At 43.2% G+C, this 16,370-nt stretch carries 12 protein-coding genes and 2 tRNA genes; 11 read left to right on the top strand and 3 right to left on the bottom strand.

The annotated features are described in order from the left end of the window. Positions 1-138: 138 nt before the first annotated feature. The 5 genes from AAGA18_01020 to AAGA18_01040 all read left to right on the top strand — a co-directional run bounded on the left by AAGA18_01020 (position 139) and on the right by AAGA18_01040 (position 5,422). Positions 139-2,106 (top strand): SUMF1/EgtB/PvdO family nonheme iron enzyme, encoded by a 1,968-nt coding sequence (locus tag AAGA18_01020; GenBank protein ID MEM9443909.1) that lies wholly within the window; start codon positions 139-141, stop codon positions 2,104-2,106. A 373-nt stretch (positions 2,107-2,479) separates the two neighbouring features. Continuing rightward, positions 2,480-2,563: transfer RNA gene (locus AAGA18_01025), tRNA-Leu, on the top strand. Between the two features lie 47 nt (positions 2,564-2,610). Next, entirely contained in the window at positions 2,611-3,000 is a 390-nt protein-coding gene (locus AAGA18_01030; GenBank protein MEM9443910.1) for a Dabb family protein, read from the top strand. A gap of 12 nt (positions 3,001-3,012) precedes the next feature. Then, positions 3,013-3,999, top strand: coding sequence for a serine/threonine-protein kinase (locus AAGA18_01035; GenBank protein ID MEM9443911.1), 987 nt, complete (start codon positions 3,013-3,015; stop codon positions 3,997-3,999). Between the two features lie 64 nt (positions 4,000-4,063). Beyond that, positions 4,064-5,422: a hypothetical protein gene (locus AAGA18_01040; GenBank protein MEM9443912.1), complete on the top strand. Its 1,359-nt coding sequence runs from the start codon at positions 4,064-4,066 to the stop codon at positions 5,420-5,422. 139 nt (positions 5,423-5,561) lie between these two features. Here AAGA18_01040 and AAGA18_01045 read toward each other — a convergent pair whose 3' ends face one another. Continuing rightward, positions 5,562-6,290, bottom strand: a complete 729-nt coding sequence (locus AAGA18_01045) for a flagellar hook basal-body protein (GenBank protein ID MEM9443913.1) — start codon at positions 6,288-6,290, stop codon at positions 5,562-5,564. 507 nt (positions 6,291-6,797) lie between these two features. On the opposite strand from AAGA18_01045, the gene AAGA18_01050 reads away from it, so the two are divergent. The 5 genes from AAGA18_01050 to moeB all read left to right on the top strand — a co-directional run bounded on the left by AAGA18_01050 (position 6,798) and on the right by moeB (position 10,657). Further along, positions 6,798-7,265, top strand: a complete 468-nt coding sequence (locus tag AAGA18_01050) for an FKBP-type peptidyl-prolyl cis-trans isomerase (GenBank protein ID MEM9443914.1) — start codon at positions 6,798-6,800, stop codon at positions 7,263-7,265. A 70-nt stretch (positions 7,266-7,335) separates the two neighbouring features. Further along, positions 7,336-7,410, top strand: a tRNA-Val gene (locus AAGA18_01055). Positions 7,411-7,465: 55 nt separating this feature from the next. Continuing rightward, complete coding sequence (locus AAGA18_01060) at positions 7,466-8,908, top strand: NfeD family protein (protein MEM9443915.1); 1,443 nt, start codon at positions 7,466-7,468, stop codon at positions 8,906-8,908. Positions 8,909-8,932: 24 nt separating this feature from the next. Further along, positions 8,933-9,391 (top strand): NfeD family protein, encoded by a 459-nt coding sequence (locus tag AAGA18_01065; GenBank protein MEM9443916.1) that lies wholly within the window; start codon positions 8,933-8,935, stop codon positions 9,389-9,391. A gap of 78 nt (positions 9,392-9,469) precedes the next feature. Continuing rightward, positions 9,470-10,657, top strand: a complete 1,188-nt coding sequence (gene moeB / locus AAGA18_01070; GenBank protein ID MEM9443917.1) for a molybdopterin-synthase adenylyltransferase MoeB — start codon at positions 9,470-9,472, stop codon at positions 10,655-10,657. Between the two features lie 332 nt (positions 10,658-10,989). Here the strand turns inward: moeB and AAGA18_01075 are convergent, their stop codons facing one another. Then, positions 10,990-12,711, bottom strand: coding sequence for a GAF domain-containing protein (locus tag AAGA18_01075; GenBank protein MEM9443918.1), 1,722 nt, complete (start codon positions 12,709-12,711; stop codon positions 10,990-10,992). Further along, the gene (gene glnD / locus AAGA18_01080) at positions 12,704-15,499 is read right to left on the bottom strand and encodes a [protein-PII] uridylyltransferase (protein ID MEM9443919.1); all 2,796 of its coding nucleotides are present in this window, start codon (positions 15,497-15,499) and stop codon (positions 12,704-12,706) included. The genes AAGA18_01075 and glnD overlap by 8 nt, the downstream gene beginning before the upstream one ends. Positions 15,500-15,627: 128 nt before the next feature. Between glnD and AAGA18_01085 the strand changes: the two genes are divergently transcribed. After that, entirely contained in the window at positions 15,628-16,365 is a 738-nt protein-coding gene (locus tag AAGA18_01085; protein ID MEM9443920.1) for a pyridoxine 5'-phosphate synthase, read from the top strand. The last annotated feature ends 5 nt before the right edge of the window (positions 16,366-16,370 follow it).

Here is a 16,370-nt window from a genome sequence, read left to right on the forward strand (position 1 = left end):
TGTTAACTACAAAAAAATATAAACCAAAGAGTAATACCGAGTATGATAAGTGAGGATGTATCGTTACATTTTTGGGCGCCTATTCTGCTCGCTCTAAATACTTGCCTTCCAATTAAGGAAAAGGAGTAGTTTCTTACATTGTCTATCCCTGTATTTATAGCAACCCCGGATCACGATTTTGCGAATTTCGTGGAAGCTGCCGTGGCTGCATCACAGTTTGATGCCAACATATATAGAATTACAGACGTTAATTTAATCCAAGTCACCATCTCCGAACATGAGTCAGGCGTCGTCTTGTCAGATATTATATGGGAAGGTAATGATCTATCAGGTTACATTCATGCGCTACAGTCCAATTACTTTAATTTTGGCTGGGGTATTATAAGTCCGAGCGATATTTCTGGCCACCTCCCACCGTTTTTCCCCATGCAGGCAGCGACAGGTATTCTCAACCCAGAAAGACTGATTAGTTTGTTGTACACATTGGGTGAAGACCTGCGAGAACAAATTTTCGGTCAATATCAACTCGCAGCTTTTGCCTTACAAAATCATCTTGGACGAACCTATATAGCCCATCATAAGGAAATCACTAGAGAAGTATGGGTGACAGTAGCACCCCCAGTTACATATATCGACCATAATAGGCTTTTTAGAATGACTGCAGCCACACTAGCCAGAAATAGTCATCCAGCTGTCTACAGTGTATACGAACAAGGTGATATTGAAGGTCGGCCGTTTTTAGCATCTGAACCAGTAGTAGACCCAAGTCTGGCTCAATTAGCAGATCAAGGCAATACCTTAGATAGTCGCTATATTGTGCGTATTGTTAAGGTAGTCACTACAGTGCTACAGCATCTGTACTATAACCAGATACACACGCAACCCATTACACCTTATCTGGTTACTTTTTCTTCTCAGGGAGTAGTCAAAGTAGCTAATACAGCAATCCCTGAGGAAGAAGCTCAAGGTGAGGAAGGTGTTCCTGAACAGTTATTGCGTTTAGCCGAAATGACCTATCCGTTATTTAGCCCCGAAGCACACAATAATAGTAAGCTATCACAGCTTTACTATGCGCTTCAAAGTCCACATGCATCTTTAGATAGTATTTATCAGCAATCACTGGCGCTTGATGTTGAATTGGCCCCTGTCACATATACCCCTGAAAGAAAAGAAGCAATCCAAGCTCAAATAGCAGTGAAAAAAGCAAAGAATAAGGCCTGGATAGTCTTCGGGAGTCTGCTCTTAGTCTTAACGGTCGCAAGCATTGCTATCATCATCCATCTACTCGATCACTTCTTGCCTTCTACTGGAAGTGACTATTCAAAGAACATGCGGAGAATAGAGGAGGGCGAGGCCATTGTTCATAGGAAAAACGAAAAGATACCCGTTAAGGCTTTTCTCATAGATGAGTACGAGGTGACTATAGGAATGTACGAGAAATTTCTGGCAGAGCACGCTAAAACACCTCCAGCCGAATTCCTAAAAGGTATCCCGGGTATAGAAAACAAAACGGCTTCTTTCGTTCCGAAAGATTGGAAATTGATTCAGCGACGTGTGAACAGTGCTACACAAAAATACCGTAGCGAGCGAATTACTCGCAATACTCCCGTATTCAACGTTGATTTCTATGATGCTGTAGCATATGCCAAATGGGCAGGAAAGCGCTTGCCGACAGAATTTGAATGGCAAGTAGCAGCTTCCGGCCCCAACAATTACGCTGTTCCATGGCGCAATATTCAAGGCAGTCCTAGTCTCGATGACTACGCTAAAACAAATACAGGCAAAGATGTAAATGATGATCCACGAGGCAGGTTTAAAGCGAGGGGTGTTGATGGATTTCGAGGGCCGGCTGCTGTAGAAGAGTTACAGGAGGATGTTAGTTTTTACGGAGTGAAGGGGATGGCCGGCAATGTTGCCGAATGGGTGATCCTAAGTTCCAAACACCCTGAAAAAAGCAATGATAATAATATGCAAGGAGTGCGAGGAGGGCATTATGATGACGATAGGCTCAAAGCGAATCAATTTCGGCAAATAAGGAACAGCTATGATCGACTAAATTGGTTAGGTTTCCGCTGTGCGCGTAATATTAACAGCGATAACCCTTGAACCCGCATGATGACATAGCTGCTTAAAGATCTAAGCAAGATCTTGGCTCGGTGAAACTTGAGTTTAGTAGAGGTATCAACAATTCAGACCTATGCCTCTACTCTATCAGAGTCTGGCTCTTCGCGCACTGGCTAGTTTCGTCCTCTCATGCTTATAAAAGGAATGCTCAGATGATGCGATGGAGCACATCTTCGTCGGCTCCCTTTTGCTTGTGGCTCAAGCTTTTATAATCTGGTTTAACTTCCATTCATAATCCTAATCCGTCCTAAAATCGAGGGTTAGAGGGATTTTCGAGTTTCTCTTGCCCGCAATCTTTTGCTTTTCCATTGCCAAGGCCCATGCCTTTGATAATTTAGAAATTCTTCCAAGTGAAGCGCTCGTGGCGAAATGGCAGACGCGCAGCCTTGAGGTGGCTGTGGGAATTATTCCCGTGGAGGTTCGACTCCTCTCGAGCGCAATACTCTGATTTTTTAACCACTTTTTACTTAAAAAATTATCACAACCTTGACTAGACTTTCTATTACTGAGCACTTAATGTGTAAACAGCGGCTTGGTGATGAGAAATTACAAATACTGATTTATATTTTGTCTTTTATGATTACTCATGTCGTACTTTTTTGGATTAACAAATCCGATACTGAAGGCCGAGAAAAGCTTCTTGAGGGTGTAAATAAGCTATTGGCTAAGATCCCCCAGGTCCAAAACCTAGACTATGGATCTCCCGTGCCCAGCGACAGAGCGGTAGTCGACGATTCCTTCTCAGTTGCAGTTTCTATGTCATTTACCAATCAGGTTGAGGCCGATGCCTACCAAACGCATCCCTTTCATATACAATTTGTCAACGAGTATGTGCAACCCTACGCCAAGCGCTTTGTTATATATGACTGGGCCTAGAAGATCATTAGCATGAGTGGACCCGAACCAGGTAGTATGCTTGCTAATCGTTACGAGGTTGTTCGTAAGCTGGGAGCAGGAGGGCTGGGTGAGGTATTTGAATGCCTTGATATAGCTAAGAATAGACGTGTGGCTGTAAAAAGACTTCACCAATCTGGTGAAGAACTTGGGTATTCTTCAGACACAACAGTTAATGAGGCCAGAACATTAGCGAGCCTTCGCCATCCCAATATTTTGAAGATCTATGATTTAGCTTGGGACCAGGGAAAAATCATCATTGTCATGGAACTGGTAGAGGGTAAAACGCTGTCTAGCATCGTTAAGGAGCGCCCACTAACCCTTAGTGAGTTTATTGCCTTAGCTACCCAAATTTTGGAGGGTGTAGGAGCGGCGCATCGAAGAGGGCTTCTGCATCTAGATATCAAACCTGCAAACATCATGCTAGAACCCATAGCCAACTCACCATTTAAGGTTAAGCTGTTGGACTTTGGGCTTGCTCAAATTAGAAACCAAGCACCTATCCGAACAAACGACGGATCCATCATGGGGTCTATTTACTTCATTGCACCTGAGCAGCTCCACGCTGAACCTTTATCTGAGCGAACGGATATTTATGCAGTAGGTCATGTCTTTTATAATGCACTCTGTGGGCGAGTCGCCTTCCCTTATCGGAATTTTGAAGATGTCATACAGGCGCAACTTCATAAAGACCCCAAACACCTTGCCGAACTATGCCCTGATGTTTCCGTAGATTTGTGTAACTGGATTCATTGGTTTCTGGAAAAAGATACGGACTCTCGACCTCGATCCACGCAAGATGCACTGCGCGAATTGACCAAAATTATTACTACCTTTGAAGTCCATAAAGTAGAATACAACTTGCCGAGTAATGTCATGCCTCAGGCAGAAGAACTAGAAACGCCTAAAAAAGGCCTCGACTCTGTAAAAAGTTTCATCAAAGATCGATTTAAAACATTATCTAATGATCGCTCTGTATAAATCCAGAGCTATCAGTGGCATTGGGTGGTGTAAAGATATAATAAGTTAGTTTGATTTTGTTCCAATGATTCGCAAAATAATCGCAGTAAGCTCTTTGATGCTTTTTTTTTTACCACTGTTCTCTTGGGCGGCAATTAAGTTTGAATTAACAGAAGACGCTAGGCTTAAAATAATTTCTAAAAATGCGGATGAATTTAGGTTTGTTTCTCAAGGGTCTATCTCAGAACGTGTTTCTCTTGAAGGACAAGTCTTCAGGATCAGCTATGGGTTAGATATCCAAAACCGGATAAAAATTATTCTCTATTCAGATACCAACAGTCCCCAAGCATTTGATCTGAGTTTACTAGAAAAGAAGATTTCTCTTTCTGCCGACGCGGTCCTTACCATCACCTTGGACACGGTTCGTCATACGGTTATCTTCAAACCGGGAGTCATAGGCACGGTTAAAATAGATGGAGAGGTATTAGCGAATAAGCCATTACAAGTCGACTACAAGTCAGAAAATAGATCCCAAACAAAAGAAGTACGAGAGCAGGAACTTGTACGCAAGACAACTAGGACCACTCCCGGAGAGACGAAGCAGGGCATACAAACCATGCCGCACTCAACACAACCCTCCGCGACCGATATTCCTACTGCCACGCTAGCGACAAATCAGATTACTCAGCCACCACGACTTAGTGTTTTAAAAACCCAGGAAATAGACCAACTACAGATGGGCACTACACGGCCTTCCCATAGTGGGTTAGACATTATTCAAGGACCCGAATGGTCCATGCTGAAACCACAGAAATCTCCGCTGCCCCAATTAGACATTTCTTCGCTTATACAAAATAGACACCCGGATTCACCACCAACAATGGCCATTGTGCATGGTGAAGTCTCTATCGCGCCTGAGGGAAGCTCAAAATTTTTGCCGATTTCAGAAGGCCAGAAACTGCCCACTGGGGCAACTTTAAAAACCGGTTCATCTGGCGTTGCTTATTTAGTATTTTCAAATTTTACAGGTATACGTGTTTCGCAAAACTCTGAACTGATCGTAAAAGAATCTGGGGTAGACTCTGTAATCAAAGCCATGGACCTCTTATTGTTTCTTAAAACAGGCTCGATTGTTGCCTCGCATCAGCCCCCAACCCCCAGTGCTACTTCTCTAAAATTTGTTATGCGAGATCTTCTAGCGTCTGGAAATCAGGGAATTTTTTCAATCTTTCGTAATCAAGATGATGTAGAGATTAGTCTGCTTAAAGGAACTATGAACGTTACAAATGGCATAGACACTCAAACTATTCTTGGTAACCAATGGTCTCAATCTTCTCCTGAGATTCTCAATCGGCCGAATCCTTTGCCTTCTGAATCACAAGGCCAGCTCATAGGACTACTACAAGTGCTGGAGTCTACCATCAAATATAGCTCGGGTTCCTAGCATGCCTCTGCCGTTTCGTGTTGTGTAAAGCTGCTGTGCAATAAGAAGCATAGTGCTCTCTGTTAAAACAGCGAGATCTTTCCTCTCTATGCTTCTTAGCAGAAAGCATAGGTCTGTGTTTGCAAGTACGAACTTCCTCTTACAGAGAAGTTACCTTTTCCAACATATCACTTGCCGTTTGCACAGTCTTCACGTTTGCTTCAAAGCTGTTCAGAGCCGTAAATGACTCTACCAACTCATTGACATAATCCACATTGGACATCTCCAATGCACCGCTTACTAGACTGCCGCGCCCGTTTTCTAATGGTGCTCCTTCTGAGGCTGGTCCAGAAGCCTCAGTTTCTGTGAAACGACCTTCCCCTTCTCTTTGTAAGCCTTCTTCATTGGCAAACATAGCAAGGGTAACGGTGCCCAAGACAACTTCTTGCCCTTGAGTATTGATCCCGCGGATTTGCCCATTAGAGGCAATGGTAAATGCCTCTAAGTCAGGTGGAAATTTACCCGCGACTCTTCCCTCTAATAGCAAAGTGTCCCCGCTTTGATTTTTTAAAGTGCCTTCCGCATCTGGGCTAAAAGATCCATCACGAGTAAAGGCAACACTTCCATCGCCTTTTTCTACAGTGAAAAATCCTCTACCACTAATGGCAAGGTCTGTAGGGACTCCAGTCATCTGCATAGGCCCTTGGTTAAAGTTACTCTGAGTACCAGTGATTCGAGCACCGAAACCGCTACTTGCAGCTTCACCGGATACGACATCAGAGCTCCTAAAGCCAGGGGTCGTGGCATTGGCGATATTGTTGGAGGCCACGTTCAAACGTGTGCGTTCAACTTGCATCCCACTGACTGCAGAATGTAATGCGCCAATCATACATCTAAGATATCGGGTAATATCTCATTTTAGATAAATGTCATGAGACATTTTTCAGTTTAAAATGATAAACTTTCCCTTTTTCTTGAGGTATTGCTCGCTCTCTTCATTTTTATGCGGCTTTTTATAATTTCTATACCAATTAAGGAAATTCTTTCTCAGATAGGGGTTATTCATCAGTACTGAAAAAGAGCAATAGGGAGTAAAGCCAGAACCAAAGACATACCAGTGGAGTTTTTAATTGGAAAGCGATAGGTGCTATGAGGTAGGAAGGAAGTCTCTTCAAGCTCACAAAGGCTATAAAAAAAGTTCGGGTCTGTTGCATGTCGAATTCTAGAAAAACGGATGTCGCCCTGCCTCGTACCCCTCCTATGAAATTTTTTCATCAAACGGCTTTTTTGCTTCAAGCATTGATGAATAGACCCTGTTAACCTGGAAAATAACGGGAAATTAAGATAAACATGCGACTTGAATCCTGCTAGTGATCTTCTACTATGCCGTTTGTATATGAAGATATCTTTAGTAGCGTTCTTTTTCGCAGGCATCCTTTTTAGCTCGAATTTATTTGCTCAAAATGAGGCCACGAAAAACCTCATGGCAGGCAGAGATTTTTTAGAAGAAAATGTTAAGCGAAAAGAAGTAAAGGTCACATCCAGCGGCTTACAATACGAAGTTCTGAATCGGGGCGAAGGTACTAAGTCTCCAAGAAAATCAGATCGTGTCGCCATTAACTATCGTGGCACCTTGTTGGATGGCACAACCTTTGACCGCACCACGCTTGGTCGACCGGCTATTATTAAGCTAAGTGGTGTTATTAAAGGCTGGAAAGAAGCTCTCACTAGAATGGTGGAAGGAGACAAGTGGAAAATCTATGTGCCTCACAAACTCGGCTACGGTGGGCTAGGTTCACCTCCGCGGATTGGACCGAATGCTACCCTAGTATTTGAGATAGAATTACTAAAAATTAACCCTTAGTAGCTCTGCCCAAAAAATGCACTTGCGCTTGTCGATGAAGGTTATTACCGTACTGCGCTCTTGTAGAGATGCGCGCTTAGCTCAGCGGTAGAGCATCTGGTTTACACCCAGAGGGTCGTAGGTTCAAACCCTACAGCGCGCACCATTCATGATCAATACCTCTTGCCGACTTAGAGATCTGGCATAAGATATTAGATGTAATGAATCGGCCTAATCGCTATTTTAATCCAAGACGTCTCGTCCAGTTTGCTGCCGTCGTTGTCATTTTTAGCTTTTTGTATCGTCCCGCTTTCTCGGAGGAGCCAAGTGAGTCAGTGGGGACTCCCGAAGTGTCGGAAAAGGCTGCGCTTATCTATGTAATTCCTATTCGGGATGAAATTCAGAAAGCCATGACTTATGTAGTAAAAAGGGCGGTCAAAGAGGCTCTAGCGGCTGAAGCAGATGCCCTCATATTACACATGGAAACTCCTGGTGGAGAGGGCCAAGCGATGAAGGAAATTATGGAGTCTATCGAGAAATTTGATCCTGACTCTCAAACATACACCCTGGTAGACAAAGAAGCTTTTTCTGCTGGAGCCTTTATCTCTGCATCTACCCGGCATATTTACATGACGCCAGGATCCATTATTGGAGCCGCAGCACCGGTTATTATGGGTCAAGAAGGTCCACAAGAATTACCTTCTAAGTTTGTGAGTGCTTTTGCTGCTCAAGTAAGAGTGGCGGCAGAGAAAAATGGTCATCGGGTTGAGGTTTTTGATGCCATGGTTAATAAAGAAAAAGAACTGGTTATCAATGGTGAAGAACTAGTTTCAAAGGGAGATATACTTACTCTTACTACTAAAGAGGCCAGCAAATTATATGATGGCAAACCGCTTATTGCTACAGAGATTGATTCTTTAGATGCTTTGATTGAAAAGATTGGCATCCCAGAGGCAACCGTTGTGACCATTGAACCAACAAGATTTGAGCAAGTAGCCCGCTTCATTGTTATGATCGCCCCGTTTCTCATGACAGCAGCCTTCATTTTAGGATACATAGAATTTAAGAGCCCTGGTTTCGGAATTTTTGGCATTAGTGCCATACTGTGTGCGTTGGTCTTTTTCTTTGGGCATTACATAGCTGGGGTCACAATTGAGGCTGACTTTTCTCTGGGTATCGTGCTATTTGCTTTAGGACTAGCCTTAATCGCCGTGGAGATCTTTGTTTTTCCTGGCAGCTTAGTCTTTGGTCTAGCGGGAGTGGGACTTATTATCATCTCCTTGTTAAGGGCGATGATTGATTCTTATCCTGGTGATCCGGTCATACCTACTATGCCTCAGTTAGAAATGCCGATTACTAACCTCAGTATATCGATGGTTCTTTCACTTATTGCCATGTGGCTTTTTGCCCGTATCTTGCCGAAAACACCAATGTATAACGCACTGGTTCTATCTGGATCTACAGAAATGCCGATTACGAAAAGTGTTAACATGCTTGAGATTGGAAATAAAGGTACGGCCAACAGCTACTTGCGCCCAAGTGGCACTGTGGATTTTGGAGATGGCCCTGTGGATGTGATTACCGAAGGTGACTTTATCCCATCGGGAACAAAAGTTAAGATCACTTCGATTAAGGGCAACAAAGTTGTTGTTGAAATGGCCTAGTAATATTAGATTAGACTACTAAATATGGAACTGATCGTTGGCTTGATTATCTGTGGTGTTTGCCTCATTATTGTAGAGATTTTCTTGCCTGGAATGATTGCTGGGGTTTGTGGAGTTGTCTGCCTCATCATAGCAACTATTTTAGGGTACAAAGAATATGGGCCTTCCGTAGGAACTGTTATCTTGGTTGGTGAAATCATCTTTGGCTTTGCTTTTTTCTTCTTGTGGGCCAAATATTTTCCTAAGACGAGCTTCGGCAAAAAGTTTATCCTCCCTAATCAGCCTAAAACGGCTAGCCCTAATAAGACCGAAATACTAGAAGGGCTAACCGGCATTACCCTTACGCCATTACATCCCTCCGGAATGGCTCAAATCAATGGTAAGCGTTGCGACGTTATTACGGAAGGTTCTCTTATCGACAAGGACATAGATGTTAAAGTTATTAAGGTAGAAGGTAGCCGAATTATCGTTCGACCCGTTTAAATTCTCCATCTTCTTATACTGAACATCTGAGATCGGATTTGACCTTCACAATAAATCCCGTACCCTATCTATCCCCATATGAGTTTTATTACAGATATCGAGTCCCGCTCAACAGAAGCGAGTCTGACTAATGAAGAGGTAAAGCGATATAGTAGACACCTCATCATGCCTGAAGTGACTCTTCAAGGACAGAAGAAGCTTAAGGCATCTAAAGTCTTAGTGGTTGGGACTGGTGGCCTAGGGTCGCCGCTTTTAGCCTATCTCACAGCCGCTGGTGTCGGGCATATTGGCTTATGCGATTTTGATGTTGTAGACACTAGCAATCTACAAAGGCAGATTATTCACAAAACATCCAATGTAGGGAAATCTAAGGTCTCTTCAGCTATCGAAATGATGAAGGACATCAACCCTCACGTGAACATTACCCCTTATGAAACCTCATTTAGATCAGACAATGCGTTAGAAATTGGTAAGGATTACGATGTCATCCTTGATGGCACAGATAATTTTGCAACTCGTTATTTAGTTAATGACGCCTGTGTCTTGCTGGGTAAGCCAAATGTCTATGGTTCTATCTACCGATTTGATGGACAAGTTACTGTTTTTTGGGGAGAAAAAGGTCCCTGTTATCGCTGTCTTTATCCAGACCCTCCTCCACCTGGATTAGTCCCTTCTTGCGCAGAAGGAGGAGTTCTAGGAGTTCTTCCAGGGGTTATAGGAGTCTTGCAAGCGATTGAAACAATCAAACTCATTGTGGGTATCGGAGACCCCATGATTGGCAGGCTAATGGTTTTTGATGCGCTAAAGATGAAGTTTCGTGAAATGAAGCTTCGCAAGGATCCTAAGTGTCCCATTTGTGGGGATAATCCAACGATTAAGGAATTGATTGACTACAATATTTTCTGCGGCACTGCACCTGTAGATGCACCAGCCCAGAAACTCCTCGCGGTCCCTGAAGTTTCTCCGCAAGAACTTGTGGAAATGAAAAATGAAGATAAGAACCTGGTAGTTTTAGATGTACGTGAAACACACGAATATGAGATTGCTCATATACCAGAAAGCACACTTATTCCACTCGGCGAGTTGCAAAATCGTATCCATGAACTCGACACCGCCAATCAAACAGTTATTTACTGCAAGGGAGAGCAGCGTACTGAAAAAGCATTCAGAACTTTACAACAAGCAGGGTTCAAAAAATTGCATGCCTTGGAAGGAGGCATAGACGCTTGGGCTGAAGATATTGACCCCAATATGCCTACTTATTAGGTTCGTCTTCCTCATGCGCTAACGTGTTATCAAAATAAGTAGGGTTTCGTTGCCATTATCCGGGTTCAAACCGCATGATGTAACAATCTTTAACTCTCTATGGTATCATTCGGGTTAAAGAGAGCTTTGAGTGTCGTGCACTTTCATATTAGAAGACAATCATCGCTCTAATTTGCCAGGCCAGCACGGTCTTGAATTGCTAGACTATGGTTAGTGTTATCAAAAAAAGTTTCATAAATTGCTGCATGCAATCGAACAAATTTTATTACTCATATTTGCTACAAACATTAACCTAGACATAAACTTACTAATATGACTCACATAGGTATTTATTATTTAGGGGGCCTAAATGGAGAGTTGTGATTTTGAGCCATGTCGGGAACCACATCTGCCGGTAGCACAAGTTCAAAAATGGTCCCCTTATCTTTTTTGCTGGATATAGAAATCTTGCCTCCATGATTCTGTATAGTCTTGTGCACTAGAGCGAGGCCTAGTCCAGTACCGCCCTTCCTGTGACTCAGGAAAGGTTGGAAGAGATCTTCTTGGATCTCCTTTGGAATGCCAGGTCCGGTATCCTTAACAGTGATGGCAATGTATGGGCGCTTATCAATTTTCTTGTCTTTTACACCGAGCGTTAGTGTGCCCCCCTTGGGCATAGCATGTGCGGCATTTAAAACAAGATTCAATATGGCCTGCTCAAGCTGTGCTCTATCCCCGTAGAAATCTTGTTTCGTCTCCTTAAGTTTAAGTTTAATTTTTATTTTTTGCCCGCCAAGTTTATGCCGAACGAGGAGTGCAACATCCTCAATCATCGAGACAGGATTGAGAGCTTCATAATCAGGTTCTGATGAACGAGCAAAAGCTAATACTTGATCCAAAATTTTGTTCATGTGCTTCATTTTGCCCTCTATCAATGAAGCATCTCTTTGATACCCTTCACTGATACCTCCGCCATGAACCATAGTGTGAAAAAGCATCTGGATTACCGTAAGTGGGTTTCGTATCTCGTGAGCTATTTCTGCAGCTAGCCAACCTAGCGCAGAGAGACGCTCTGAGGCTTTAAGCTGTTCTTCGTCTTTTACGATTTTTTCCAGTAGTTTAGCTTTTGCTATAGCTATAGCAGATAACTCAGCCATGGCAGATAGAAGGCGAATTTCTTCGTTGGAGAAGCGGTGCAAGTGGTCAGTGTAGACAGACAATACCCCTAAAGCTTGATCGTGAAAAACTAAGGGAACAGATAGCAAGGACACTAAACCCTCTCTGCGTGCTAATTCGGTATGTTGATAGTGTTGATTGTCTTGCACATTCAGAACAGTTAGATGTTTCTTGTGGTGAATCACAACGCCTACTAGCGAATCTCTAACAGAAAGATTAGGGCGCTCTAGATATGAGGCTGGCGCGCCATGACAAGCCTTCAGCACTAGCATTTCGCTATCTTCGTCGATAAGCATGATAGAGGCAAGTCGTGCTCGCATTAATACGGCGGCATCTTGAGCAATTCGATTTAAGGTTTCTTCCAAAGCATCTTCTGAAATGATGGTCTGGCTCATGTCTACCAAGCTTTCAAGCTGTTGCGCTCTTATGCGTAATTGATGGACTTCCCAGGAATGTTGAAGCCAGGCCGCCGCTTCTTTGGCTAATTGAATGAGATGCTTCTTATCTTCCTTATGAAAAGCATCTCGCTTGTCGCTATCAATATTTAGAATGCCAACAACTTGCCCACTTAGCTCTAGTGGCACTGCCAATTCCGAACGAACTGAGGGGTTGACTTGGACATAACGTCTATCTTTCCTTACATCATTGACAAGGCAAGGACGACCTGTATTTGCCACCCAGCCAGTTATTCCCTCGCCTTGTTGTAGCTTCATTCTTTGCGCTTTTTCTGAAAGGCCCACAGAGGCTTCTATATCTAACAAACCTGTATTGGGATTTAGCAACATGATTGATCCAGAGGAGGCCTTTGTGATGCGCACGCCGTTTTTAACGATCAGCTCCAGGAGTTTCTGAGGCTGACCTAAGACTTTTAGCTCTAAAGGGCCGACGTGGCTAGACATGAATGGTAGGGCCTTTTGTTGGGCTTAAATTCCTCGTCAAATCTTGGATGATATTTTGTTTCATTTTGGAGTTTAGAATTTTCTTGCTAGTCCCTTTGTGAGTTAGGTAGAAGGTGTCTAACGCAGCTCCTTTATATGTCATAACGCGGGCGTGTTCAATATCCAGCTCATAGTCTGCCAGTGTTTTGGTTATCTCATAGAGTAAGCCAACATGGTTAGGTGTTTGTATGTTTAGGAGGGAATACTTTTCTGAAGTGTAGTTATCAATATCAATCTTTGTTGCAATGAGTAAGCCGTCCGGGCGCTTATAGCTTGCCTTGTTGCGAGCTTTTTGAATAGGTTCATCTATAGCGTACTCCGGATTAGCTAGAATAGCCGTTACGGTTTCTTCAAAATTTTTAAAGTCAATAGCATGCGTAACCGCTTGTTTCTGGTCGGTGCATACGCTAAAGGTGTCGATTACTACTTCATCCTGTCTTGTAAGAATATCAGCTGATAGGATATCGAGGCCTGCGATTGCTAAAGCTCCTGAAATTCTTGAAAATAGCCTTGGAGTATTCCAGGCAACCAAAATTACTTCTGTATGTCCTTGGTGGGGGCGTGGTGTCCATAAAATTTCAGGCCGCAGCAAGTCTTTATCACTATTAAGAAAGCGCTCGATGAAAGTGTGAACGCCCTGGATATGCCGCGCGATTGTCTTCGGGTTCGCGTGATTTAAAGCTGTATCTGGTATAAGATAAAAGTGGGAGAGTAATTCTCCATCATTAATGGACTTTGGCACATGATCTCTTATACGAGTTCTAACTTTAGCTCGATGCAGAGCAGCCTTTTCAATGAATTCATTTTCACCCTCTAACATTTGAGAAGTTCGTTTGTATAAATGCCAAACGAGTGTTTCCTTCCAATTCGACCACTCCTGCTCTCCACGGACACCCATGCCGTCTGAGAAGGTGAGGAGCATCAAAAGATCAAGTCGTTCTTGAGTTTGCACTATGCGTGCAAAGTCCAAAATAGTTTGGTGATCATCTAGATTTCTCCGTTGAGCTGTTTCAGATAAGGTTCCGTGATGATCTACTAAAAAGGTGAGAGTCTTAAGCGTTGAGCCATTGATTTTATAGCGTCGAGCTAGGCGAATAGCATTTTGTGCGCTCGCCTCAGAATGATTTTTTGCAAGTGAAGCTTTTCCAGTATCATGTAATAAAATGGCTAGGTAAAGAATGTTCGGGTAAGCAGTCTTAACAAAAAGTGACTGATAATCTGAAAAGGGGCGGTCAGCGCTTCCAATGACTTTGTCTAGTTGCTCTATAGCAACTAAGGTGTGTTCATCAGCTGTATAGAGATGGTAAAACTCATGTTGAACTAAGCACGTTAAGGGAGCAAATTCAGGAACAACTTTTGCGAGCATGCCAGTTCTATGCATGAGTTTAAGGATTCTGCCAACCTTGCCCTTATTGCCGAGGATATTGAGAAAAGTTTCTTGAGTGCTTGCCTTATATAGTATTCGACGATTGAAGAGTTTTGCCTGCTCTGTAATCAATTGCTGCAACTCTGCGCCTAGCTCATAATTGTGATGCTGAATGATCTGAAACGCCTGCAGAAGTCTAGAAGGATCTTCACGAAAGATGTCTGCTGACTTCGCATGGAGTTCATGCTGTTCTATGTAGAAGGGGCCTATGTCCTCTAGCTTTCGAACACTTCCGGGAATGAGCGATAAAAGCGCCTGCTCGATCCCTTTAGGAGGCTGACCTGCTAGTCTTCTGGCCAAGAGGTTTGAACTATAAAATAGATTTCTCGTATGCTGGTAGTAGTCACGCATTAGTGCCTCGACTTTTCGTAGAATATGTCGCTCATTATAATGAAGCTTCTTGGCGACAATACCCTGCAATGGAAGCGTGAGAACATCCGATGCACGGCCTTCAATAATATGAATCTGCGTGCGGATACGCATCACAAAATCATAGGCTGCTTGCAGAGTCTTACGTTCGGTTAGGGTTATAAAACCCATCTTATGGAGCTCCTTGACAGAGCAATTAGTGCCGGTTTTAACTCGGGCCATCCATAGTAGATTTTGATAATCGCGAAGCCCGCCACAACCATTTTTAGTATTCGGCTCTTGAAGAAATGGTGTGTTATCAAATTTGGCATGGCGCTCCTTTTGATCCTGAATTCTCCACTGAAGATATTTATTCTCCTTGCCCTTAAGACATAGGCGCTCATAACGGCGCTCAAATTCCTGAAAGAGCACTTCTGACCCTGCTAACAACCGTGCTTCTAATAGTGAGGTAAGCGTCTGCATGTCGCTATTTGCTTGGTTAACTAATTCTTCTAGTGTGCGACTAGCATGACCAACTTTCAAACCAATGTCCCACAGCAGATACAGAACTTGTTCTACCACGTCTGTGATATAATTTTGTATACGGGTTTTTTTCCTAAAACGGTTGTATAAAAAATGGATATCGATGTCGCTATAGGGATTTAATTCCCCACGGCCAAAGCCTCCAATTGCTATAAGAGCAATGGGAATATCTTGTGAACGCACTTCGAATTTAGTAGCAGCCTTATCCATAGCGTTCTCAAATATAATTTTGAGCAGTATGCTCATAAGATTTGAGCGCTTTCTAGCAACGTCTAAACCGCTCTTGCTTTGTTTGTGTAGAAGCAGAAGCCTGTGAGATTCTATTTTTAGGAATTTTTTATAAATTTCGATGGCATCTGCATGAGAGCTGTCTTTTGCTTTTTTAAGCTTCTTTCTAGCGTGTTCTTGAACCTTCTGTAAATGTGCTTCCACTTTTGTTAACTTAAGCAGACTGAGCTTTGGGTCAAAAAGAAAGAAGCGGAAAATGGATTTAGCTTCTCGAGGATATCTTTCAAGAATTAGACTTGAAGGCTTAAAGTCTGAAGGAATAATTATATACCATGTTGAAATTAGGGGTAAATATTGATCATGTCGCTACGGTAAGACAGGCGCGTTACAAAGACGGAAACCATAAGGGTCTTGTCCCGGAGCCAAGCCCAGTAGAGGCCGCAAAATTAAGTCTAGAGGCAGGCGCACATAGTATTACTGCTCATTTGCGGGAGGATCGTCGCCATATTCAAGATGCAGATGTTTGGGCCTTACGCAGAGAGGTTAGTGGCATTTTAAACCTTGAAATGGCCGTGACGAATGAGATGGTTGACATTGCCCTCCAAATAAGGCCCCATGAGATTTGCCTAGTTCCGGAAAATCGCAAGGAGGTTACAACCGAGGGAGGGTTAGATGTGCTTGGGCAATTTAACCGTGTCGCTAACGCGGTGAAAAAACTCCAGGAGCAGGATATGCTAGTGAGTTTGTTTATAGACCCAGATCAGGCACAGATAGAAGCCTCGGCGAAGACAACAGCCAAATGCATTGAACTCCACACGGGCGCCTATGCAAATGCCCTTGGCGCAGATGAGCGAGAGTCACAGCTTTATCTTCTAAAAGAAGCAACGGTTCAAGCTAAAGCGCTAGGATTGCAAGTGAATGCCGGGCATGGTTTAAATTACCAGAACATCGCTCCAATCGTTGCAATGCATGATTTAGACACTCTAAACATTGGCCACTCTATCGTATCAAGGGCGCTTTCCGTAGGTTTCAAAACTGCCGTTAGTGATATGCTCGATCTACTCATTTAACAACT

The sequence above is a fragment of the Verrucomicrobiota bacterium genome (assembly GCA_039192515.1).
In the GTDB taxonomy this organism is placed as follows: Bacteria; Verrucomicrobiota; Verrucomicrobiia; order Methylacidiphilales; family JBCCWR01; genus JBCCWR01.